The 23,369-nt window shown below is 72.0% G+C and carries 20 protein-coding genes; 10 read left to right on the plus strand and 10 right to left on the minus strand.

Annotated features, from left to right (window positions below; all coding sequences use genetic code 11):
- The 6 genes from E2C05_RS04620 to E2C05_RS04645 form a co-directional block, all read left to right on the plus strand.
- On the plus strand, window positions 1-190 hold a 190-nt coding region (locus tag E2C05_RS04620; protein ID WP_205082723.1), incomplete at its 5' end, for a hypothetical protein.
- A 27-nt stretch (window positions 191-217) separates the two neighbouring features.
- A complete protein-coding gene (locus tag E2C05_RS04625; protein ID WP_133218434.1) occupies window positions 218-3,148 on the plus strand; it encodes a formate dehydrogenase subunit alpha in 2,931 nt (976 codons plus the stop codon).
- Window positions 3,149-3,150: 2 nt separating this feature from the next.
- Entirely contained in the window at window positions 3,151-3,747 is a 597-nt protein-coding gene (gene fdh3B / locus E2C05_RS04630) for a formate dehydrogenase FDH3 subunit beta (protein WP_133218435.1), read from the plus strand.
- Window positions 3,744-4,733, plus strand: coding sequence for a formate dehydrogenase subunit gamma (locus tag E2C05_RS04635; RefSeq protein WP_133218436.1), 990 nt, complete (start codon window positions 3,744-3,746; stop codon window positions 4,731-4,733). The genes fdh3B and E2C05_RS04635 overlap by 4 nt, the downstream gene beginning before the upstream one ends.
- A gap of 148 nt (window positions 4,734-4,881) precedes the next feature.
- Window positions 4,882-5,391, plus strand: coding sequence for a molybdopterin-guanine dinucleotide biosynthesis protein B (mobB, locus tag E2C05_RS04640; protein ID WP_133218437.1), 510 nt, complete (start codon window positions 4,882-4,884; stop codon window positions 5,389-5,391).
- A gap of 6 nt (window positions 5,392-5,397) precedes the next feature.
- Complete coding sequence (locus E2C05_RS04645; RefSeq protein WP_133218438.1) at window positions 5,398-6,669, plus strand: molybdopterin molybdotransferase MoeA; 1,272 nt, start codon at window positions 5,398-5,400, stop codon at window positions 6,667-6,669.
- Between the two features lie 7 nt (window positions 6,670-6,676).
- On the opposite strand, the gene E2C05_RS04650 is transcribed toward E2C05_RS04645, so the two are convergent.
- Window positions 6,677-7,162 (minus strand): RNA pyrophosphohydrolase, encoded by a 486-nt coding sequence (locus E2C05_RS04650; protein WP_133218439.1) that lies wholly within the window; start codon window positions 7,160-7,162, stop codon window positions 6,677-6,679.
- A gap of 510 nt (window positions 7,163-7,672) precedes the next feature.
- Here E2C05_RS04650 and E2C05_RS04655 point away from each other — a divergent pair.
- Window positions 7,673-8,950, plus strand: a complete 1,278-nt coding sequence (locus E2C05_RS04655; protein WP_133218440.1) for a metal-dependent hydrolase family protein — start codon at window positions 7,673-7,675, stop codon at window positions 8,948-8,950.
- 121 nt (window positions 8,951-9,071) lie between these two features.
- On the opposite strand, the gene E2C05_RS04660 is transcribed toward E2C05_RS04655, so the two are convergent.
- The 8 genes from E2C05_RS04660 to E2C05_RS04695 are packed head-to-tail and all read right to left on the minus strand — an operon-like array spanning window position 9,072 to window position 16,749.
- Window positions 9,072-9,989: an SRPBCC family protein gene (locus tag E2C05_RS04660; protein ID WP_133218441.1), complete on the minus strand. Its 918-nt coding sequence runs from the start codon at window positions 9,987-9,989 to the stop codon at window positions 9,072-9,074.
- A 14-nt stretch (window positions 9,990-10,003) separates the two neighbouring features.
- A complete protein-coding gene (locus E2C05_RS04665) occupies window positions 10,004-10,834 on the minus strand; it encodes a phosphoenolpyruvate hydrolase family protein (RefSeq protein ID WP_133218442.1) in 831 nt (276 codons plus the stop codon).
- 10 nt (window positions 10,835-10,844) lie between these two features.
- Window positions 10,845-12,041 carry a Tm-1-like ATP-binding domain-containing protein gene (locus tag E2C05_RS04670; protein WP_133218443.1) on the minus strand — a complete coding sequence of 399 codons (1,197 nt, stop codon included), beginning with the start codon at window positions 12,039-12,041 and terminating at the stop codon, window positions 10,845-10,847.
- Window positions 12,042-12,052: 11 nt separating this feature from the next.
- Window positions 12,053-12,760 (minus strand): ABC transporter ATP-binding protein, encoded by a 708-nt coding sequence (locus E2C05_RS04675; RefSeq protein WP_133218444.1) that lies wholly within the window; start codon window positions 12,758-12,760, stop codon window positions 12,053-12,055.
- The gene (locus E2C05_RS04680; RefSeq protein ID WP_133218445.1) at window positions 12,760-13,521 is read right to left on the minus strand and encodes an ABC transporter ATP-binding protein; all 762 of its coding nucleotides are present in this window, start codon (window positions 13,519-13,521) and stop codon (window positions 12,760-12,762) included. Before E2C05_RS04680 ends, E2C05_RS04675 begins: the two co-directional genes overlap by 1 nt.
- On the minus strand, window positions 13,521-14,795 hold the full coding sequence (locus tag E2C05_RS04685) for an ABC transporter substrate-binding protein (protein WP_133218446.1): 1,275 nt from the start codon (window positions 14,793-14,795) through the stop codon (window positions 13,521-13,523). The genes E2C05_RS04680 and E2C05_RS04685 overlap by 1 nt, the downstream gene beginning before the upstream one ends.
- Window positions 14,796-14,815: 20 nt before the next feature.
- Entirely contained in the window at window positions 14,816-15,868 is a 1,053-nt protein-coding gene (locus tag E2C05_RS04690) for a branched-chain amino acid ABC transporter permease (protein WP_133218447.1), read from the minus strand.
- Window positions 15,865-16,749, minus strand: a complete 885-nt coding sequence (locus tag E2C05_RS04695) for a branched-chain amino acid ABC transporter permease (RefSeq protein ID WP_240046568.1) — start codon at window positions 16,747-16,749, stop codon at window positions 15,865-15,867. Before E2C05_RS04695 ends, E2C05_RS04690 begins: the two co-directional genes overlap by 4 nt.
- Window positions 16,750-16,877: 128 nt before the next feature.
- Between E2C05_RS04695 and E2C05_RS04700 the strand changes: the two genes are divergently transcribed.
- A complete protein-coding gene (locus tag E2C05_RS04700; protein ID WP_133218449.1) occupies window positions 16,878-17,531 on the plus strand; it encodes a phosphoenolpyruvate hydrolase family protein in 654 nt (217 codons plus the stop codon).
- A 32-nt stretch (window positions 17,532-17,563) separates the two neighbouring features.
- On the opposite strand, the gene E2C05_RS04705 is transcribed toward E2C05_RS04700, so the two are convergent.
- Window positions 17,564-19,333: a phosphoenolpyruvate hydrolase family protein gene (locus tag E2C05_RS04705; RefSeq protein ID WP_133218450.1), complete on the minus strand. Its 1,770-nt coding sequence runs from the start codon at window positions 19,331-19,333 to the stop codon at window positions 17,564-17,566.
- 185 nt (window positions 19,334-19,518) lie between these two features.
- Here E2C05_RS04705 and E2C05_RS04710 point away from each other — a divergent pair, with 185 nt between their 5' ends.
- Together E2C05_RS04710 and E2C05_RS04715 are read left to right on the plus strand one after the other, a co-directional pair.
- Window positions 19,519-21,612, plus strand: a complete 2,094-nt coding sequence (locus tag E2C05_RS04710; RefSeq protein WP_133218471.1) for a hydantoinase/oxoprolinase family protein — start codon at window positions 19,519-19,521, stop codon at window positions 21,610-21,612.
- Window positions 21,605-23,335, plus strand: a complete 1,731-nt coding sequence (locus E2C05_RS04715; protein ID WP_200305275.1) for a hydantoinase B/oxoprolinase family protein — start codon at window positions 21,605-21,607, stop codon at window positions 23,333-23,335. Before E2C05_RS04710 ends, E2C05_RS04715 begins: the two co-directional genes overlap by 8 nt.
- Window positions 23,336-23,369 lie beyond the last annotated feature (34 nt).

Below are 23,369 nucleotides of genomic sequence, written 5' to 3' on the forward strand. Positions count from 1 at the left end.
CCTGCTGCGGGCGCTGGGCATCGGCACCGCGGCCGCGGCGGCCGGCGCCGGCGGCGCCCTGGCCCAGCGCGCGGATGCCGTGCCGGCCCGCGATGCGCGGAAGGAGCGGGAGGCCGAGCGCGTCGCCGCGCGCTACCGCGAGACCGAGCATGTGCAGTCCTTCTATCGCACCAACGCCTACGAGCACTGACGCTCCAAGACCAAAGGGACCACGGGGATGCTGATCAAGCGCGCGGAGGCGCAGGCCGCAAGGCGGCGCCTGTCATCAACCTATGATGGATTGTCCGCCGGCGGCTTCGACCGCCGCGCCTTCCTGCGCAGCGCCGGGATCGGCGGCATGGGCCTGGCGACGCTGGGCACGCTGGCGCCCGGCCGGGCGCGGGCCAGCGGCGCCGCCACCGGCGTGCTGGACCATGCCAGGCCGGTCACCCGCGTGAAGAACATGTGCACCCATTGCTCGGTCGGGTGCAGCGTGATCGCCGAGGTGCAGGAGGGCGTGTGGGTCGGGCAGGAGCCGGCCTGGGAATCGCCCATCAACCGCGGCACGCATTGCGCCAAGGGCGCGGCGGTGCGCGAGCTGGTCCATGGCGACCGCCGGCTGAAATACCCGATGAAGCTGGTGAATGGGCAGTGGCAGCGGATCGGCTGGGACACCGCGCTCGACGAGATCGCGGCGAAGCTGGGCGAGATCCGCGGCCGCGCCGGCCCCGACAGCGTCTTCTGGCTGGGCAGCGCCAAATTCACCAACGAGGCGGCCTACCTGTACCGCAAGCTGGCGGCCTTCTGGGGCACCAACACGGTCGATCACCAGGCGCGCATCTGCCACTCCACGACGGTGGCGGGCGTCGCCAATACCTGGGGCTACGGCGCCCAGACGAATTCCTACAACGACATCCGCAATGCCAAGACCATGATCATCATGGGCGGCAACCCGGCGGAGGCGCATCCGGTCAGCCTGCAGCATGTGCTGTCCGGCAAGGAGATCCAGCGCGCCAACCTGATCGTCATCGACCCGCGCTTCACCCGCACCGCGGCGCACGCCACCGAATATGTGCGGCTGCGGCCGGGCACCGACATCCCGCTGATCTGGGGCATGCTCTGGCACATCTTCCAGAACGGGTGGGAGGACAGGGAATTCATCCGCCAGCGGGTCCACGGCATGGAGGAGATCCGCGCCGAAGTCGCCAAGTGGGTGCCTGACGAGGTGGAGCGCGTCACCGGCGTGCCCGGCGCGCAGCTTCGCCGCGTGGCGCAGATGTTCGCCACGCAGAAGCCGGCGACGCTGATCTGGTGCATGGGCGCGACGCAGAAGACCGTCGGCACCGCCAATGTCCGGGCCTATTCCATCCTGCTGCTGGCCACCGGCAATGTCGGCAGCGCCGGCACCGGCGCCAACATTTTCCGCGGCCACTGCAACGTGCAGGGCGCGACCGACATGGGCCTCGATGTCACCACGACCTCGGGCTACTACGGCCTGGACGAGAATGCCTGGCGGCACTGGGCGCGCGTCTGGGGCGTGGAGTACGAGTGGCTGCTGTCCCGCTTCGGGTCCAAGGCGCTGATGGAGATGCCCGGCATCCCCACCACGCGCTGGTTCGACGCGGTGCTGATGCCCGGCGAGGCCGAGAAGAAGGACAGCGACGGCCAGGCCTTCGTCGGCCAGCCGCACAGCCTGAAGGCCATGATGGTCTTCGGCCATGGCGGCAACACCGTCACCCGCATGCCGGAGATGGTGAAGGGCCTCGAGAAGCTGGAGTTGCTGGTCGTCGCCGACCCGCATCCCACCACCTTCTCCATGATCTCCGGCCGGCGCGACGGCACCTATCTGCTGCCGATCTGCACCAGCTTCGAGATGGACGGGTCGCGCACCGCCTCCAACCGCTCCCTCCAGTGGGGCGCCAAGGTGGTGGAGCCGATCTTCGAGAGCCGCAACGACTACGACGTCATCCACGCCCTCGCCCGTCGGCTCGGCTTCGCCGACCGGATGTTCCGCGACATCGAGGTAAAGGACGGGACGGTCGTCGCCGAGAGCGTGCTGCGGGAGATGAACCGCGGCCTCTGGAGCATCGGCTATACCGGCCAGTCGCCGGACCGCCTGAAGCTGCACATGGCCAACCAGCAGCATTTCGACCTGGTGACCCTGCGCGGCAAGCCGGGCACGCCGGTGGCAGGCGACTATTACGGCCTGCCCTGGCCCTGCTGGGGCACGCCGGAGATGAAGCATCCCGGCACGCACATCCTCTACGACACCTCCATGCACGTGAAGGAGGGCGGCGGCACCTTCCGCGCCCGCTTCGGCGTGGAGCGCAACGGCCAGACGCTGCTGGCCGAGGGCAGCTACAGCAAGGGGTCCGAGATCCAGGACGGCTACCCGGAATTCACCGTGGCCGTCCTCAAGCGGCTCGGCTGGTTCGACGACCTGACGGCGGCGGAGAAGGCGAGCCTGGAGCGGCATTTCGGCGCCAATATCGACCGCGCCGCCTGGCACACCGACCTGTCGGGCGGGATCATCCGCGTCGCCATGGAGCATGGCTGCGTGCCCTACGGCAATGCCAAGGCGCGGGCGGTGGCCTGGAACCTGCCGGACCCCGTGCCGGTGCATCGGGAGCCGATCTACACCGCCCGGCCCGACCTGATGGCCAAGTACCCCACCCTGCCGGACCGCCGCGGCTTCCGCATGCCGCATCTCGGCCAGTCCGTGCAGGCGCGCAGCGCGACGGTGGCGAAGGACTTCCCCATCATCCTGACCAGCGGCCGCCTGGTGGAATACGAGGGCGGCGGGGAGGAAACGCGGTCGAACAAGTGGCTGGCCGAGCTGCAGCAGGACATGTTCGTCGAGATCAACCCGGCGGATGCGGCCGAGCGCGGCATCCGGGATGGCGGCTGGGTCTGGGTGAGCGGGCCGGAAAGCCAGGCCCGCACCCGGGTGAAGGCGCTGGTGACGGAGCGCGTGGCGAAGGGCGTCGCCTTCATGCCCTTCCATTTCGGCGGCTGGATGCAGGGTGAGGATCGCCGCCGGCACTACCCCGCCGGCACCGACCCGATCGTGCTGGGCGAGAGCGTGAACACCGTGACCACCTATGGCTATGACCCCGTGACCTTCATGCAGGAGACCAAGGTCACCCTCTGCCAGATCCGGAGCGCCTGATCATGCCCCGCATGAAATTTCTCTGCGATTCTGATCGCTGCATCGAGTGCAACGCCTGCGTCACCGCCTGCAAGAACGAGCACGAGGTGCCCTGGGGCATCAACCGCCGGCGCGTCGTCACGCTGAACGACGGCAGGCCGGGGGAGCGCAGCATCTCCATGGCCTGCATGCACTGCACGGATGCGCCCTGCGCCGCGGTCTGCCCGGTGAGCTGCTTCTACACCACGGCCGATGCCATCGTGCTGCACGACAAGGACCTGTGCATCGGCTGCGGCTACTGCTTCTACGCCTGCCCCTTCGGCGCGCCGCAGTACCCGAAGGTCGGCAATTTCGGCGGCCGCGGGAAGATGGACAAGTGCACCTACTGCGCCGGCGGCCCGCAGCAGGACAATACCGGCGTCGAGTACATCCAGTACGGCAGCAACCGGATCGCCGAAGGCAAGCTGCCGCTCTGCGCCGAGATGTGCTCGACCAAGGCGCTGCTCGCCGGCGACGGCGACATCATCGCCAGCATCTACAAGGAACGGGTGCAGCGCCGCGGCTACGGCTCCGGCGCCTGGGGCTGGCGCACCGCCTACAAGGCGGATGTCACGGCATGATGCGCGCCCTGTTCGCGGCGCTGCTCGCGCTGCCGCTGCTGGCGGGCGGCGCCCTGGCGCAGCCCGCGCCCTCCGTACGCGGCGCGATCAGCGCGGAGGAGATGGAGCTGCAGCGCATGCTGCAGGGCGGTCGCATCGAAGGCCGCGTTTCCATCCCCGACCGCCAATCGGCCAGCCTGGTGCAGCCGGCCGGGAAGGAATGGCGGGATTTCCACAACCGGACGCTGGCCTGGGTGGGCGGCGTCGCCGTGCTCGGCATCCTCGCCGCGCTGGCCGGCTTCCTCGGCCTCAAGGGCCGCATCCGGATCGCCGGCGGCGCGTCCGGCCGGACGATCACGCGTTTCTCCCTGCTCGAGCGCGCGAACCACTGGATGGTGGCGTCGAGCTTCATCGTGCTGGGGCTGACCGGCCTCAACCTCACCTTCGGGCGGCACCTGCTGCTGCCGCTGTTGGGACCGGAAACCTTCACCGCCATCAGCATCGCCGGCAAATACGCCCACAACTACCTCGCCTTCCCCTTCACCCTCGGCATCGTCGTCATGCTGGTGCTGTGGGTGCGGGACAACATCCCGAATGCGCGGGACATCGACTGGCTGAGAAAGGGCGGCGGCTTCCTCGGCCTCGGCCATCCGGAAGCGGCGCGGTTCAATGCCGGGCAGAAGGTGGTGTTCTGGATCACCGTGCTGGGCGGCGGCGCCGTCGCCGTCTCCGGCTACGTGCTGATCTTCCCCTTCGCCGTCACCGACATCGCCGGGATGCAGCTGGCGCATATGGTGCACGGTATCATTGCGGTGCTGATGATCGCGGCCATGCTGGCGCATATCTATATCGGCTCCATCGGGATGGAAGGCGCCTTCGACGCCATGGGCTCCGGCCAGGTCGACTACAACTGGGCGAAGGAGCATCACGGCCTCTGGGTGCAGGACGTGGCGAAGGGCCACCGCGCCCCGCCGCCCGGGGATGCCCGCGCCTACGGCGCCGACTGATCCTGCCCGGGGGCCTTGGGTGCGGCGTGGCGGCGCGGGCGGCCACCGGCGTCCTTGAAGGCCCGGGGCAGGCCGAAGGCGGGATCGATCCGCCCTGCCGAGGCGGCGGTGGTGCCGCCCCGGCGCCACCTGCCCTATATCCCCTGCCATGAAGCTCATCGGCCTCGCGGGCTGGAGCGGGGCCGGCAAGACCACCCTGCTCACCCGCCTCCTCCCCTGCCTGGCGCGCCGCGGCATCGGCGTCTCCACCCTGAAGCACGCGCATCACCGCTTCGACGTGGACCAGCCGGGCAAGGATTCCTGGAAGCACCGGGAAGCCGGGGCGCAGCAGGTCCTCGTCGCCTCCGGCCAGCGCTGGGCGCTGATGACGGAACTCCGGGGGGCGCCGGAGCCGGACCTGCGCTTCCTGCTCGGGCGGATGTCGCCGGTGGACCTGGTGATCATCGAAGGCTTCAAGCGCGACACCCACCCGAAGATCGAGGTCCACCGCGCCGAGAACGGCAAGCCCTGGCTGCACCCGGAGGATCCGCAGATCATGGCCGTGGCCAGCGATGTCCGCCCGCAGGTCGACCTGCCATGGGCCAGGCTGGACGAGGCGGAGGCGGTGGCCGACCTCGTGCTGCGCTTCGCCGCCGATGCCGCGGCCTGGCGGGGCTAGCGCGGCATGGCCCAGCTTTCCGACGACTGCTTCGCCTTCGGCGGCCCGCTGCTCTCGGTGGAGGCCGCGGAGGCGCTGATCGCCGCGCGGGTCCCGGCGCCGGCGGGGGAGGACATGGTGGCGCTGGGCGCGGCGCTCGGGCGCGTCCTGGCGCGCGACCTGCCGGCGCCGCTGCCGCTGCCGCCCTTCTTCAACAGCGCGGTGGATGGCTATGCCTTCCGCCATGCCGACCTGATGGGGGAGGGGCCCACGCGACTCGTCCTGGCCGGCCGCGTCGCCGCCGGCCAGCCGGCCGCGCCCCTCGCCCCCGGCACGGCCGCCCGCATCTTCACCGGCGCCCCCATGCCGCCCGGCGCCGACACGGTGCTGATGCAGGAGGATGCGGCGCTGGCCGAGGGCGCCGTGCTGGTCCCGCCTGGCCTGAAGCCCGGCGCCAATGCTCGCCCGGCGGGGGAGGATGTGGCGCGGGGCGCCCTCGCCCTGCCCGCCGGCCGCCGCTTGCGGGCGCCGGAGATCGGCCTGGCCGCCGCACTCGGCTGCGCCAGCCTGCCGGTGCGGCCGCGCGTGCGGGTGGGCGTCTTCTCGACCGGGGATGAGCTCGCTTCCCCCGGCGCGGCGCTGGGGGCGGCGCAGACCTATGACAGCAACCGCTTCACCCTGCTGGCCCTGCTGGCGCGGCTGCCGGTGGAGCCGGTGGATCTCGGCATCCTGCCCGACCGGGCGGAGGCCTGCGCGGCGGCGCTGGCGTCGGCGGCCGGGGCGCATGACCTGCTGCTGACCTCGGGCGGCGTCAGCACGGGGGAGGAAGACCATGTCCGTGCCGCCATCGAGGCGGGCGGGCGGCTGGTCTTCTGGCGGCTGGCGGTGAAGCCCGGGCGGCCGGCGGCGCTGGGTGTCCTGCGGGGGGCCGGCGGGGCCAGCATCGGCGGCACGCCGGTGCTGGGGCTGCCGGGCAACCCGGTGGCGGCGGTGGTCACCTTCCTGCACCTGGCGCGGCCGCTGGTGCTGCGCCTGGCCGGCGCCCTGCCGGAGCCGCTGCTGCGCGTTCCCGCCGAATCCGGCTTCCGCTACCGCAAGAAGTCCGGGCGGCGGGAATACGTCCGGGTGCGGCTAGCGCCCGGCGCGACGCTGCCGGTGGCGGAGAAGTTCGAGCGCGAGGGGGCGGGGCTGCTGACCTCGCTGACGGAATGCGACGCCTTCGCGGAATTGCCGGAAGACGTGGTCACGGTGGCGCCGGGCGACCCGGTGCGGGTGCTGCCCTTCGCCGCGCTGTTCTGAGGGAGGCTCAGCCCGGCCTGGCGCAAGGCGCGAAGTCGCGCGCCAGCACCGTGTAGATCTCGCGCTTGAAGGCCACGGCCAGGCTCGGCAGCTCCTCCAGCCTGGCCCAGCGCCAGGCGTCGAATTCCGGGTGCGGGTCGAGGTCGAGGCGGATATCGCCGTCCTCCCCCAGGAAGCGCAGGGCGAACCAGCGCTGCTTCTGGCCGCGGTACTTCCCGCCCAGGGCCTTGCCCAGCAGCGACGGCGGCAGGTCGTAGTGCAGCCAGTCCGGATGCTCGGCGATGACCTCGGCCCGGGCGGTGCCGATTTCCTCCTCCAGCTCGCGGAAGATGGCGACGCGCGGATCCTCGCCGGCGTCGATGCCGCCCTGCGGCAGCTGCCAGCCGCCCGGGGCGCCTTCGGCATTCGGCAGGTCGGCGCGGCGGGCGACCAGCACTCGGCCTTCCCGGTTGAACAGGGCGGCGCCGACGCAAAGGCGATAGGGCAGGTCCATGGCAGGGCTCCGAGGCGATGCGCCGATTTACCCGCGGACGGGACGCCGGGCGATGCCGTCCTGTACGGGGTGCCAGACCTGGCCGAGCGGCCGGGTCATGCCCGGGAGCCTCGGTCATGACCCGCAGCGCCGAGCCATGGCGGCGCACAGGCGGCCTGGCGCCCGCGCACCGTCATGGCGCGCAGGGTTGCCGGGTTCCCTCGCGGCAAAGCCGTGATGGGACCCAGTGTGGCGGCTGCGCGCCAGGGCGCATCATCGTGCCGGCCCGCACCTGGGCCGACCGGCATAAGGCATTCGCCGACGCCATCTTGTTCGGTATTTGCATTGCATTACATGATTGAAATTCCTGGCCGGCGAGGAGGATAAGCTTGCGGCCAGAGCAAGCGCGCGCGACCGCATGAACCGCCTGGGGGCGGGATGCCGGTCCGGCGACGAGGACGCGCAGCGGAGTGGACGCGGAACGCATGGCGTCTTCCGCCGCGGCCAGACGATGATCCGAGGGAGGCAAGAATGACCCGAGTGCTGATCCGCAACGCGCAGGTCTTCGACGCGACCGGCCGCGCACCCTATCCGGCCGATGTCCTGGTGGAGGGAAACCGCATCAAGGCAGTGGCGACCGACCTGGGCGTGCTGGAGGCGCCGGAGGTGATCGACGGCGCCGGCATGACGCTGATGCCCGGCATGGTGGAAGGCCATTCCCACCCGACCTTCACCGGCGTGTCGGAGCCGGCGCAACTCGGCGAGATCCCGCCCGAGGAGCACCTGATCCTCACCATCAAGAACACGCGGCTGATGCTGGACCACGGCTTCACCGCGCTGTTCGAAGCGGCATCGGCCAAGCTTCGCCTCGGCGTCGTCACCCGCAACGCCATCAATGCCGGCGACTTCATCGGCCCGCGCATGCGCGCCGCCAGCCCCGAGATCACCACCACCGCCGGCCTGGGCGATGAGCGGCGGGTGCATATCTACCGCGAGAGCTTCGCGCTGATCGCCGACGGGCCGGAGGAGATGCGCAAGGTTGCCCGGCTGTGCATGCGCGAAGGCGTGGACAACCTGAAGATCAACGTCTCCGGCGACGATTTCGTCACGAACGCCCGCGCCGCCTGCACGCCGATGATGCGCGACGAGATCCGCACGGCGGTCGAGGTCGCGCATGAATTCGGCCGGATGGTGGTGGCGCACAGCCGCAGCGCCGAAAGCGTGAAGCGCTGCGTCGAGGCGGGGGTGGACTGCATCTACCACTGCGATCAGTCGGACGAGGAGGCGCTGGACCTGCTGGAGCGCAACAAGAACAGGCACTTCGTCGCGCCGGCCTTCGGTATCCTCTACAACCTCGTGCATGAGACGGAGAAGACCGGCGTGCCGCGGTCCTTCATCGAGGAACGCGGCTTTCGCAAGGCCTTCGACGTGTCCTGCGAGACCTACCATCAGATGCGCAAGCGCGGCATCCGCGTGGCGATCGGCGGCGACTACGGCTTCGCCTTCACCCCGCAGGGCCAGAATGCGCGGGACATCCACCATTTCGTCCGCTTCTTCGGCTATTCGCCGATCGAGGCGCTGCAATGCGCCACCACGGTCGGTGCCGACCTGATGGGGATGAAGCACGAGCTGGGGCTGGTGAAGGAAGGCTACCTGGCTGACCTGCTGCTGGTGCGCGGCGACCCGACGCAGGACGTGACCCTGCTGCAGCATCCGGACAACCTGGCCATGGTCATGACCGATGGCCGGCTGTGGAAGGATCCGCGCCGCGAGATCCGGCGCGAGAAGCTGCCGCTGGCGGCGGAATAGGTGTCAGTGCCCTGGGGGGCGCCCCCCGGGGCATGCGGACTTCGGTCGGGCGGCACGCCCGGCCACCCATGGCCGGGCATCGTCACCTGCCCGCCTGGGCCCGGCCGGCGAGGATGGCGCCCTACCGCGCGAAACGCGCGTTCAGCGTATCGAAGGCCTTCTGGAACACATCGTTGTGGACCAGGGGCATCAGCGCCGCATCGTCATGCGGTGCCGCATGCCAGTCGGCGGTCCAGACCGCGAAGGTGCGGTTACCGTCGACAATGGGATGGAGCGTCGGCCCGGCCGAATAGCGGGTCCAGGGCATGGGCGACATCGTGATCCGGTAGCGGAAGCTCATCGTCCGGTCGCAGAGCTGCGTGAGCTGCTCGTGCAGCCGCCCATCGCCGACATAGAAGTCGCGGGTCGCCCCCACCTCGTCGCTGCGTCGGCCATCCAGCATATGCATGCGCGTGATGTCCGGGTGCCAGCCGCCCATGCCGGCGAAGTCCCGCATCACCGCCCAGACCGCGGCCGGCGGCGCGGCGATGACGTCCGAGCAGAAGACCTTGGCCGGCGGGCCTTCCGGCCACAGCTCCCGCGGGGCCGCCATCACCGGGCCTGCCAGCCGCGTCGCCAGCGCGTCGAAGCCGGCCTTGAAGACGCCGTCGCGGAACAGCGGCGTCAGCTCCGCCTCCTGCCCCGGGTCGCAGTCATAGGTCGCCCACCATTCGGCGAAGGTCCGGTGGCCCTTCGTCACGGGCGTCAGCCGCAGCGTCGCCAGGTAGTTGCGCGCCGGGATCGGGCTGGTCTGGAAGTCGTAGGTGACGCTCATCGCCTGCTCGTCCAGCGCGAGCAGCTTCTCGCGGATATGCGCGCCGTCCTGCAGGTGGAAGCTGCGGACACAGCCGACGCTGTCCGGCGCGCGGCCTTCCTCGATCAGGCTGTCGCGGATGGCGGGATGCCAGGCGGGCAGCGCATTGAAGTCGCGGATCAGCGCCCAGACCAGGCCGGCCGGTGCGTCCAGGACGGTGCTGTAATAGGCCTTGTGCTGGCTCATCGTTCTCTCTCCCCTCAGAAGGCCAGCGCCTTGAAGCGGCGCGTCTGCTCCGTCAGCGCGATCTCGGTCGGCAACCGCTCCATGGACGAGGCGCCGTAGAAGCCGTGGCAGAGCCTGGCATGCTGGAGGACATAGGCCGCATCCTCCGGCATCGCGATCGGGCCGCCATGGCACAGCACGATGACGTCGCGCCGCACGCGCAGCGCCGCCTCCGCCCAGGCATCCATGTCGCGCACGCAGTCCGGCAGGGTGCGGGCGGTCTCGGCGCCGATGGCGCCGCCGGTGGTCAGGCCCATATGGCAGACGATGACGTCGGCCCCTGCCTCGGTCATTGCCACCGCCTCCGCCGCGCTGAAGACATAGGGCGTGGTCAGCATGTCCTTGGCGCGGGCGGCGCGGACCAGGTCCACTTCCAGCCCGTAGCCCATCCCCGTCTCCTCGAGATTGGCGCGGAAGACGCCGTCGATCAGCCCGACGGTCGGGAAATTCTGGATGCCGGAGAAGCCGAGCGCCTTCAACTCGTCCAGCAGCAGGTCCGGGATCATGAAGGGATCGGTGCCGTTTACGCCGGCCAGCACCGGCGTGCGCTTCACCACCGGCAGCACTTCCCGCGCCATCTCCTTCACGATCTCGTTCGCATTGCCATAGGCCAGCAGGCCGGCGAGCGAGCCGCGTCCGGCCATGCGGTAGCGGCCGGAATTGTAGATGACGATCAGGTCGATGCCGCCGGCCTCCTCGCATTTGGCGGAAAGCCCGGTGCCGGCGCCGCCGCCGATGATGGGCTGGCGGCGGTCGATCATGTCGCGGAAGCGGGCCAGGATGTCCTGGCGGGCGAAGCGGGGCATGGCAGGCCTTTCAGGCGGTGATGGCGCGGTACTGCTCGACCAGCGCCGCGGCGAAGGCGGGATCGTTCACGGCATGCGGCAGCTCGATCAGCTGGCGGTCCGGCGTGCGCACCAGGGTCGCGCGGATCGCCTCGAACAGCGCCGCATCGGCCTCCGGGTCGTGGAAGGGCGCGCCGGGCACGTCGATCGCGGAGACGCCGCCGAGCGGCAGCAGGAACCGGACCTTCCCCTCGCAGCGGTTCAGCCGCGTGGCGATCCATTCGCCGATCGCCTTGTTCTCGGCCGGCGTGGTGCGCATCAGCGTCACCTGCGGGTTGTGCACATACAGCTTGCGGCCGGCATACTTCGCCGGCACCGTTTCCTTCGCGCCGAAATTCACCATGTCGCAGGCGCCGACGCTGCCGACATAGGGCAGGCGGGTGCGGGCGATGGCGCCGAAACGGTCCTCGGTGCAGGGGAAGACGCCGCCCATCAGGAAGTCCGGCACCTCGGTCGTCGTCACGTCGATGATGCCGCGCAGCAGGCCGCTATCGGCCAGCTTCTCCAGGCTCTGCCCGCCTGTGCCGGTGGCGTGGAAGACCAGCACCTCGTTCTCCGCCTCCAGCGCCTCCCGCGCCATGGTGACGCAGGCGGTGGTGACGCCGAACATGGTCATGCCGATGGCCGGCCGGTCGCCACTGCCCGTCGGAACCGCCCAGCGCGCCATGCCGGCCGCGGCATGCGCGGCATTGCCCAGCACGCGGCGGGAGATGCCGTTGATGCCGGCGACATCCGTCACCGAATACATCATGCCGATGTCGGTCGGCCCGACATAGGGCGCGGTGTTGCCGGACGCCACGGTGGAGACCATCAGCTTCGGCACGCCGATCGGCAGGCTGCGCATCGCCTGGGTGACCAGTGCGGTGTTGCCCGACCCGCCGAGGCCGAGCACCGCGCCGATGTCGCGCCGCGTCGCCAGGAAGGCGGCCAGCGCCTCGGCCATCGCCGCTACCGCCGCGCCGCGATCCCCCTGGCCCAGCACGGCATCGGGCCCGCGTGGATGGTGGGCCGCCACCTCGGCCGCCGTCACATCCGGCGCCCGGCCGGCGGCGCGCGTGCCGACATCCACCAGCAACGCCGGCACGCCGGCGGCGCGGATCAGCCCCGCGGCATAGGCCAGCTCGGCTTCCTTGGTGTCGCAGGTGCCGATGACGTAGACGGTTCCCATGATCCCCTCCCTCAATGCTGCGCGCCCGTGCTCACGCCCAGGAAGCGGCGCTGCGCCGCCTCATCCGCCAGCAGGGCGCGGGACGGCATGGTGGCGGCGATGCGGCCATTCACCATGACCGCGACGGTCCCGCAGACATCGGTGGCGACGCCTAGGTTCTGCTCCACCAGCAGCAGCCCGATCCCCTCGCCCGGCAGGGCGCGCAGCACCTCCACCAGGTGGTCCACGATGACTGGGGCGAGGCCCTCGCTCGGCTCGTCCATGATGACCAGGCGCGGGTTGGTCAGCAGGGCGCGGCCGATCGCCAGCATCTGCTGCTCCCCGCCCGAAAGCTGCGTGCCGCCATTGCGGCGACGTTCCGCCAGGCGGGGGAAGGTCTCGTAGACCCGCTCGATGGTCCAGCGCGCGCCGCGGCCGCGCGAGACCAGGCGAAGGTGTTCGTCCACCGTCAGCGAGGGGAAAACGCGCCTTCCCTGCGGCACCAGCGCGATGCCGGCGCGCGCCACGCGATTGGCCGGCCGGCCCAGCATCTCCTCCCCGCCCAGGCGGACGCTGCCGCCGCTGGCCGGCAGCATGCCCATCACCGCCTGGCAGAGCGTGGTCTTGCCCATGCCGTTGCGGCCGATGACGGCGACCGGCTCCGCACCCAGCGACAGGCTGACGCCTTGCAGCACATGCGCCTGGCCGTAATGCACGTCGAGCCCGGTGATCTCCAGCATCAGTGGGACCTCCCGTGGCCCAGGTAGATCGCCTGCACCATCGGGTCGCTCTCGATCCGGTCGGGCGGGCCTTCCACCACCACCTGCCCGTCCTTCATCACCGTCACCAGGTCGGCGATGGGCAGGGCGATGTCCATGTCGTGCTCGATGACGATCAGCGTCAGGTCGCGCGGCAGGCTGCGCAGCAGCGCGACCAGTTCCGGCCGCTCCACCGGGGACAGGCCGGCCGCCGGCTCGTCCAGCATCAGCAGCCGCGGCTCGCAGGCCAGCGCCATCCCGACCTCGAGCTGGCGGCGCTGGCCATGCGACAGCGCCGCCACCGGCGTATCCAGCAGCGCGGCGATCCGCACCCGTTCCGCCAGAAGCTGCGCCGCGGCACGGTCGGCGGTGGGGGGCAGGCGCCAGGAAAAGCGGCCGGGCCGCGCGCCGCGCAGCGCGACCAGAAGGTTGTCCCGCACGCTCAGCCCGTTGAACAGCAGGGAGGTCTGGTAGGTCCGGCCGACGCCGCGCCGCGCCCGGTGGTGCGGGCGCAGCGCGGTGATGTCCTCGCCGAACAGCAGCACGCGCCCGGCGGTCGGGGGGAAGTCGCCGCAGATGAGGTTGAACAGCGTGGTCTTGCCCGCGCCGTTCGGACCCAGCACCGCCCGCCGCTCCCCGCGCGCCACGGCCAGCGACACGTCGCTGACCGCGGCCAGCGCGCCGAAGCGGCGGCCGACGCCCTGCAGCAGCAGGGCCGGCGTCTCCTCCCCCCCGGGCCGCATCAGGCGACGCAGCCGGTATTGTCGCGGCTGGGCGCGCCAAGCTGCAGGAACTGTGCTTCCGGCACGCCCAGCGTCTGGTTCACCGCATTGGTGCGGCCGAAGGTCACCGTCGCCGCCTGGCCGCCGCGCTCCTCGATCCGGTTCAGGAAGATGTCGCTGATGGCCTGGCGGTTGTGGTCCAGCTTCACCTGCGCGCCCATGGCGTTCTTGAATTCCAGCCGCACCAGCGCCTGCTGGAAGGCCTGCTGGTTGCCCGAGAGGTCGCCGCGGACCTGTTCCAGCGCCAGCAGCGCCGCCTGCTGCGCGGTGTAGAAGTTGAAGCCGTGGATGGACGGGCTGCGGAAGCCGCCCTCGTTCGACCAGCGGCGGCGGTAGCGCTCGACGAACTCGTTCCAGGTGGGGTCGTCATGCACGTCGGCGATAGGGCCGCCGCTGACCATGCCCAGCATCAGCCGCCGATGCGGGCCGCGGGCCGAGAGCATGGACTGGTCCGCCATGATCGACCCGCCGATCAGCGGCAGGCTGCCGCCGGCCTGGGCATATTGCGTCATGAAGGCCAGCCCGTCGGTGCCGCCATGGATCACCACCAGCGCGCCGGCAGTCCGCGGGATGCGGGCGATGATGGAGGAATAGTCGGTGGTGCCGAGCGGCGACCACAGATAGGTGGCGCGGCCGCCAGCGCGGCAGAACTCCATCGAGAAACCGAAGACCTGCGCATAGGGGAACGCGTAGTCGCCGGCGACGATCGCCACTTCCTGCACGTTGAGCGTCCGGCGGACATAGTTGCCGAGGCCCGCCATCCACTGCACGCCGTCCGTGTTGAAGCGGAAGAAGTTGGGCGACGGGTTGCGCAGCGTGGTGTCCGACGCGCCGGAGGACCCGTTGATGATCGTCTTGCCAGTCAGCGTGCGGGAATAGTCGCGCAGCGCGATGCCCTCGGCGCCCGACAGCGGGCCGAGGATGAAGTCGACATTGTCCTGCTCGATCAGCTTGCGCGCCCGGGCCAGCGCGACGTCGGCCTGGGCGTTGCTGCTTTCGCGCACCACCTCGATCCGCCGGCCGCCGGCCTGGTTGTTGTGCTGTTCCAGCAGCATCTGCATGCAGCGGAAGCCGTCCTGCCCGCCGGTGGCGAAGGGGCCTTCCAGCGTCGCCAGCCAGCCGATGCGGATCGGCGCGTTCTGGGCGATGGCGGGCGCCGCCAGGCCGGTGGCGGTCGCTGCGGCGGCGGCGCCGGCCCCCAGCAGCAGGCGACGGCGGTCGATGCGTGGCTCCATGATCTTGCCTCCCTTGTCGTTCAGGCGCCGTTGCCGGATGCGGGCGGCCCGGCGCTGGCCGCCCGCGAAGTCGCGATGCCGTCCGCGCGGCCCTGCGGCCGCGGCGCCAGCGCGTCGCGCAGGCGTCGCGCCATGCCCAGCACCCCGTCCGGGGAGGCGAGCACGATCGCCAGGAAGACCACGCCGACCAGGGTGTTGAAGCGGTCGCGGTCGTAGAGATCGGCCGCGAAGGTATCGAACAGCGTGAAGATCACCGCGCCGATGAAGGCGCCGACCGGGTGCCCAAGGCCGCCGATCACGCTCATGACCAGGATGTTCACCGTGGCGCCGAGCCCGATGGTGCCGGGGGAGATGCCGATATTGTAGAAGGTGACCAGGATGCCGCCGGCACCGGCGATGAAGCCGGCGACGCCGAAGGCGGCGATGCGGTGCAGCGGCGCGTCGTAGCCCAACGCGCTCACCCGGCGCGGATTGTCGCGCAGCGCCTGCAGCGCCAGGCCGAAGGGCGTGCGGACCAGGTAGAGCACCAGCGCATAGAGCAGCGCCGCGGTCGCCAGCGCCGTGTAGTAGAAGACGAAGGTGTCGCGGAAGGGCAGGCCCAGGATCTCGGGCCCGACCACGTTGCGGATCCCCTCATAACCGTTGAACCAGGCGATGTTGGCCTGGACGAAGAGGTGGACGCCGACGCCGAGCGACAGCGTGATCATCAGCAGGTAGATGCCCTGGGTGCGGACGGAGATCAGGCCGACCAGCAGCCCCATGGCGGTGGCGGCCAGCAGGCCGGTCGGGATCGCCAGCGCATAGGGCACGCCGCCGAGGATGGAGGGCACCGCCCCCGGCACCAGGATCGCCACGGCATAGCCCGCCGTCCCGGCGATCATCATCTGCGCCAGGCTGACGAAGCCGCCATAGGTCGCCAGGAAGGTCAGCGACATCGCCACGATGCCGTAGACGATGGCGCGGCCCAGGATGTTCGCGGTCCAGAAGGCCGGGATCGCCAGCGGCAGCAGCGCCAGCACGGCCAAAAGCGCGAGCGAGGCGGGAAGCGCCCAGCGGGCGGTGCCGGGCGTCATGCCGGCCGCCCCAGGATGCCTTGCGGCCGCAGCGCCAGCACGGCGGCCATGATGGCGAAGGTCAGGATGACGGAATAGGTCGGGAACAGGGCCTGCCCCACCTGCTCCGCCACGCCGACCAGGATGGCGCCGATGGCGGTGCCGGGGATGCTGCCCATGCCGCCGACGATGACGACGACCAGGGAGGTCAGCAGGAAGCGCGCATCGACGCCTTGCGCTACCGGCTGGGCGGTGGCGCCGATGACGCCGCCGAGCCCGGCGAGGCCGGCGCCGAGCGCGAAGACCGCCAGCGACACCAGCGGCACATTGACGCCGAGTGCGGTGAGCATCGCGCGGTCATCCACGCCGGCGCGGATCATCAGCCCCAGCCGGGTGCGCGCCAGGAGCAGCCAGAGCGCGAGGCCCACCATGACGGCAACGCCGATCTGGAACAGCCGGAAGGTCGGGTAGCGGCCGGCGATCGGCAATTCCGTGCTGCCGAAGATCGCATCCGGCGCGAAGAACTGGCGCGATGTGCCGCCGAACACCGCCAGCAGCTGGTCGGCGACGATGATGGAGATGCCGATGGTCACCAGGGCCTGGCGCAGTTCCTGCCCCTGCATCCAGCCGAGCAGCACCGCCTGCATCGCCACGCCGAAGACCGCGGCGGCGGCCACGCCGGCGGCGATGCCGGCATACCAGGCCCACCAGACATCCTGGTCGTAGAGCGGCTCGAACACCGCATAGCCGACATAGGCGCCGATCAGGTAGAGCGAGCCATGCGCCATGTTCACCGTGCGCATCAGCCCGAAGATGAGCGAGAAGCCGCAGGCGACGAGGAAGTAGAGCGCCGCGAGCGTCAGCCCGTTCAGCACGACCGTCAGCGCAAGGCTGCCTGTCACGACCCCCCCTTCCCGGCCTTTGCCCCGGAGGGGGTGGCCGGTCGTTGCATTAACCATTCTTCACCGAAATGGGCCGCTCGGATGCCGAATCCAGCCGATCCGAACGATGTTCGGGGTAATCTTGGGTAATGGCTGCCCATCTGCCCGACCTGGTCATCCGCGCCGGCCTGCTGCCGGGCGGCGCTGCCGCCACGCTGTTCTGTCCCGGCCTGGGCGGCCTGCCGCCGGCCCGGGCGGAGTTGCTGGCGGCTCTGCCGGTGGTGGACCTGAACGCGGCCCTGCTGGCGGCCCTGCCGCGGCGGCCCTGGCAGGCGCCGCCCGCCGGCGCCACGCTGTTCGCGGCGGATCCCTTCCTGCGGGTCGCCGACCTGCTGCCGCGGCTGCGCCAGGCCGGCATCCGCCGCGTGGCGAACTGGCCGACGGTACAGGTGCATGACGGCGGGGAGCTGGCGCGCGGGCTGCACAGCGCCGGCATCGGCCTGGAGGCCGAGTTGCGGATGCTGGCCGACCTCGCCGCCGGCGGGATCGAGCCGCTGGGCTATGCCGCCTCGGCCGAAGCCGGGCAGAGGATGCTGGCGGCGGGAATCCGGTCCCTGGTCCTGCATCCCGGCCCGGCGGTGGCGGATTGGCGGCAGCGCGCGGCGGCCGGCGCGGCGATGCTGGCGGCCGCGCAGGCCCTGGCGGCGGAAGGCGCCGTGCTGCGGCTGCACCGGCCGGCCGGCTATGGCGCGGAGCTGGATGCGGCGGCGGCCGCGGTGGCGGGCTGCGTCAGCCTCGGGTGACCCCCCCGCGGCGCGTTATCCGCTCCGCGGGGTCAGGCCAGCAGCCCCAGCCGGCGCATCCGGTTGTACAGCGTCTTGCGCGAGATCCCGAGGAAGGCTGCGGTCTCGCCGCGGCGGAAGCGGTGGCGGCGCAGCGCGTCCTGGATCCAGGCGCGTTCGTCCCGGCCCGCCTCCGCCGGGGCCGCGACGCTTGGCGCGAGCAGCGGGGCGAGGTCGGCCGCCTCGATCCGGCCGGCGCGGCAGGCGGTGGCGGCGCGTTCCAGCACGCTGCGCAATTCCCGCACATTGCCCGGCCAGGGATGCACCACCAGCGCGCGGAGCGCATCCGGTGCCAGGTCCGGCGTGCCCGGCAGCCGCCGCAGCACATGCCGGGCCAGGGCCACACAATCCTCCGGCCGTTCCCGCAGCGGCGGCACCGGGATGCGGCCGGCGAAGAGCAGCGCCCACAGATCCTCGCGGAACCGCCCCGCGGCCATCAGCCCCGCCAGATCCCGGGCGGAGGTGGCGATCAGCCGCGCGCGGGGCGGCGGCGCCTGCCGGCCGCGGCCCATCGCGCCGGCTTCCAGCCATCCGGCCAGGTCGAGCTGCGCGGGCAGCGGCAGCGCCTCCAGGTTCTCCAGCAGCACGGTGGTGCCCGGCTCGGCCAGCGCGCCGGCGCGGGCGCCGCCTTGGCCGAACAGCGTCGCGGCGGCGTCGCCGGTGCCGAGCGCGGCATCCACCAGGGTCAGGCCGCGCCGGCCGCTGGCGGCGTGCAGGGCCCGCGCCGCCGCAGTCTTGCCGGCGCCCGGCTCCCCGGTCAGCAGCAGCGGCAGGTCGGTGGCGGCCAGGCGGGCGATGCGGTCAGCGATGTCGGCCATCGCCTCGGACTGGAAGACCAGGCCGGCCAGCCGCGCCCGGCGGGCGGCGCCGCGCGCCTCGGCCTCCGCCGCATCGGCCAGCAGCGCGACGGTCTTGAAGGCGGAGGTGGATTGCGCGACCGACAGCTCGAGCGGCAGCCGGTCGAGCGTCGAGCCGCCGAGATAGCCATCCGCCCGGCTCTCCGCCCGCACCCGGTGCAGCTGGTCCGGGCTGACGATGGGCCCGCCTTCCACCAGGCAGAGCAGGCCGGGCGCCGCGGCCCGCACCTGCTGGAAGATGCGCCGGGCGCGGTCGGCCGCCTCCTCCAGCCGCAGGCTGGCCTGGGCGCCGCGGCTGCCGCCGGCATTCCAGCCGAAATTCAGGCACAGCATGTCGACGCCGGCCTCGACCAGCGCCTCCGCCTCCGCCCGCGTCTTGCCGTAGCCGAGGGTGGCGAGGCCGGCGCGGCGGGCGGCCCGGAGCAGCGCCACTTCCCGCGCGAAGCCCAGCCCGGCTTCCTCCAGCGCCTGGCGGAAGCGGCCGTCGTAATGGATGACGGTCGGGAAATTGGCGATCCCGGCATAGCCCGCCGCGCGCAGCGCCGGCAGGTCGCGCGCCATGTTCAACCGCGGGTCCTGCGCGCAGGCGCCGAACAGCACGGGGATGCCGACGCGGCCCAGGATCTCCCGCCGCGCGAAATCGTCGGTGAAGGCATTCGCGGCGCAAAGCGGCAGCATGGCGACGACCGAGGCCGCGCCCATCACCCGCAGCCGGCCGGCATTCAGCGCCAGCAGGAAGTCCGCCCCGCCGCGCTCCGCCGCCTGCGCCGTCATCCCGATGCCGATCGCGGCGCCGACCACCAGGCCGCCGCCGCGGCGCCGTGCCTCGGGCGCGAGGAAGGGCAGCCGGGGGATGGCGCCGGCGGCGGGGTCATCCGGGGCGGGAGAGGGCGTTCGGCGCCGCATGGCCTTCCATCGAGAGCGGTCCCGCCAGGGCGCCGCGGCCTGTGGTTTCGCCCGACCGGCGCCGGCACCCCGGCCCGGGCACCCTAGCACGCCGCCCGCCGTGGCGGTCGTTGACGGGCCGCCGCCGGGCGGCGAGGCTGCCCCAGGCCGGCCGATGGGCGGGACGGGGCAGCGCGGACATGGGCATGGGCCTGGTGCGGGTCGGGGTGGATGTCGGCGGCACCTTCACGGATGTCGTCCTCGCCCTGCCGGATGGGCGCATCCATGTGAACAAGACCACGACGACGCCCGCCGATCCGGGCGAGGGCGTGGTCGCCGGCATCCAGGCCGTGCTCGCCGCCGCGGCGCTCGATCCCGGCGCGGTGGCCGAGGTGGTGCACGGCACCACCGTCGCGTCCAACACCATCCTGCAGAAGGCGGGGGCGCGCACCGGGCTGCTGACGACGCGGGGCTTCCGCGACGTGCTGGAGATCGGCCGCATCCGCACGCCCGGCATGTTCGATCTCGCCTGGCGAAAGCCCGAGCCGCTGGTGCCCCGCCGCTGGCGGCTGGAGGTGGCGGAACGCATCGCCGCCGATGGCGAGGTCGTCGTCCCGCTGGAGGAGGACGCGGTGCGCGCCGCCGCGACGCGCTTCCTGGCGGAGCGGGTGGAGGCGGTCGCGATCTGCTTCCTCAACAGCTATGCCAACCCGGCGCATGAGCAACGCGCGGCGGCGCTGCTGCGGGCGGCGGCGCCCGCGCTGCTGGTCACCGCCTCCTGCGAGGTGCTGCCCGAGATCAAGGAATACGAGCGCACCAGCACCGCGGTGGTGAATGCCTATATCCTGCCGGCGATGCGCGGCTACCTGTCCCGCCTGCAGGACCGGCTGCGGATGATCGGCGTCGTGGCGCCGGTGCAGGTGATGGCGTCGAATGGCGGGATGATCGGCCTGGACGCGGCGCGCGACCGGCCGGTCTTCGCCGTGGGCTCCGGCCCCGCGGGCGGCGTCGCCGGCGCGGCGAGGCTGGGGCCGCCGCTCGGCGCGCCGGACCTCATCGTCTTCGACATGGGCGGCACCACCGCCAAGGCGGCGATCATCGAAGGCGGCCAGCCCGCCATCGTCACCGAATACGAGTTCCGCGACGGCATCAGCACCCCGTCCCGCTTCATCAAGGGCGCCGGCACCATGCTGAAGGTGCCGGCGATCGACATCGCCGAGGTCGGCTCGGGCGGCGGCTCGCTCGCCCGCATCGATGCCGGCGGCCTGCTGCTGGTGGGGCCGGAGAGCGCGGGCGGTGATCCCGGCCCGGCCTGCTACGGCCGCGGCAATGCCCGGCCGACCGTCACCGATGCCAATATGGTGCTCGGCTACCTCAACCCGGGCGCGCTCGCCGGCGGGTCCCTGCCGGTGGACCCCGAGCTGTCTCGCCGCGCGGTCGCGGAGCATGTGGCGCGGCCGCTCGGCCTGGGGGTGGAGGAGGCGGCACATGGCATCCGCCAGGTCGCCAACATCGCCATGGCGCGGGCGATCCGCGCGGTGACGGTGGAACGCGGCAAGGACCCGCGCGACATGGCGCTCATGGCCTTCGGCGGCGGCGGCCCGCTGCATGCGGTGGATGTCGCCCGCCTGCTGGGCATCCGTCGCGTGCTGGTCAGCCCGGTCTCCGGCGTCTTCTCCGCGGCCGGGATGCTGGCGGCCGAGGCGGTGCATGAATTCGTCCAGCCGCTGCTGCTGCCGCTCGCCGCCGTCTCGCCCGGCCTGGTGGGCGCCGCGACGGACCGGCTGGCCGGCCAGGGCCGGGCGGCGCTGGCGGTCGAGGGCTATGACGCGGCCGCCACGGTGCTGCGCTTCGCCGCCGACCTTCGCTATCTCGGCCAGTCCTCGCAGCTCACGATCCCACTGCCGGATGGCGCGTTCGGCGCCGAGGCGCTGCGCCGGGCCTATGAGGCGACCTATGGCGCCACCTTCGGCTATGTCGCGGCGGGCGAGGCGGTCGAGCTCGTCAATCTGCGGCTCTCCGCCATGGGCATGGCCGCCAGCCGGATCGATTTCGCCGCGCTTGCGCTGGACCCGCGCGCCCTGGCCGGCGCGGCGGGCGAGCGGCTGGTGAGCTTCGCCCGCGGCGCGCCGCCGGTGCCGACGCGGCTGCTGCCGCGCGCCGCGCTCGCGTCTGGGCCGGTCGTCGGGCCGGCCATCCTGGAAAGCTACGACACCACCATCGTCGTCCCGCCCGGCTGCACGGCGCAGGCCGCCGCCGCGGGCTGCGTCGCCATCAGGATGGAGCCTGCCGATGCCTGAGGCGCCGATGCCCCCGCAGGACCCGATCACCTTCGCCGTCGTCAAGAATGCGATGGACGCGATCGTGGACGAGGTCGCCTATACCGTCCTTCGCACCGCGCGGTCCGAGATCGTCAAGGACGTGATGGACTACTCGGCCGCCATCTGCGACGCGAAAGGCGAGATGGTGGCGCAGGCCAAGACCATCGCGCAGCACCTGGGCGCCATCCCGGAGGCGATGGCCGCGGTGCAGGCGCGCTGGGCCGGGCGGCTGGCCCCGGGCGACGCGGTGATCATGAACGACCCCTATTCGGGCGGCATGCACCTGCCGGACATCTTCATGATCCTGCCGGTCTTCGACGGCGATGCGGTGCTGGCCTGGGTGGTGGTCATCTGCCACCACACCGATGTCGGCGGCCGCGTGCCCGGCTCGAACGCCGCCGACAGCACGGAGATCTACCAGGAAGGCCTGCGCATCCCGCCCCTGCGGCTGTTCCAGGCCGGCCGCATGGATGAGGCGCTGGAGGCGCTGATCGGCCTGAATGTCCGGGTGCCCGACCGCGTGCTGGGCGACCTGCGGGCGCAATACGCCGCCTGCCAGGTGGGGGCGTGGGAGATCGGCCGGCTGGCGGCGCGCTACGGCGCGGCGGGGCTGCGCGGCCATTTCGCCGCACTGCTCGACTATGCCGAGCGCATGACCCGCGCCGAGATCGCCACCTGGCCGCAGGGCACCTGGCATTTCACCGACCATATCGACAGCGACGGCCTGTCCGACGACCCGGTGCCGCTGTCCGTCGCGGTGATGGTGCGGGGCGACGGGACGCTGCTGGTGGACTGGGCCGGTTCCTCGCCGCAGGTGCGGGCGGCGATCAATTCCACCCTGTCCTTCACCAAGTCCAACACCTTCCTGTCCGTCCGCTGCGCGTTGCGCGGCGACATCCCGAACAATGCCGGCGTCTTCCGCTGCGTCGAGGTGGTGGCGCCGGAGGGCAGCGTGCTCAACCCGCGTTCGCCCGCCTCCGTCGCGGCGCGGGCGCTGACCGGCTACCGCGTCATGGACACGATGTTCGGGGCGCTGGCGCAGATCGTGCCGCAGATCGTGCCGGCGGCGGGGGAGGGCGGGAACACCGTGGTCTGCCTCGGCGGCCGGCATTCGGACAACACGCCCTTCATCATCGTCGACATGATCAGCGGCTGCTGGGGCGGCAGGCCCGACCAGGACGGGATCGAGGCCATCACCAACCCGTCGCAGAACCTGTCGAACACCCCTGTGGAGGTGCTGGAGCGCCAGCACCCCGTGCGCATCGAGGAGTATGCGCTGGTGCCGGACAGCGGCGGCCCGGGCCGCTTCCGCGGCGGCCTCGGCCTTGCCCGCAGCTACCGCCTGCTGGCGGAGGAAGCGGTCCTGCAATTGCGGGCCGACCGGCTGCGCTTCCCGCCCTATGGCCTCGATGGCGGCCTGCCGGGCGGCGCCAGCGGCAATTGGCTGGACGGGCAGGCGCTCCCGGGCAAGGTGACGATGACCATGCGGCGTGGCCAGGTGCTCCGGCACCACCAGGCGGGCGGCGGCGGCCATGGCGGCCCGCTTGCCCGCGATCCGGCGGCGGTGGCGCGGGATGTCTGGAACGGCAAGGTCTCGGCCGCGGCGGCGCGGGCCCGCTACGGCGTCGCCCTGGCGGCCGATGGCCGCGTCGATGCGGCGGCGACCGCGGCGCTGCGCGCGGCGGCGGGGGGACGGGAATGAGCGACGCGATGGGCCTTCCGGCGCGGGCCGGCGC

This window comes from Paracraurococcus ruber, assembly GCF_004353985.1.
Lineage (GTDB): Bacteria > Pseudomonadota > Alphaproteobacteria > Acetobacterales > Acetobacteraceae > Paracraurococcus > Paracraurococcus ruber.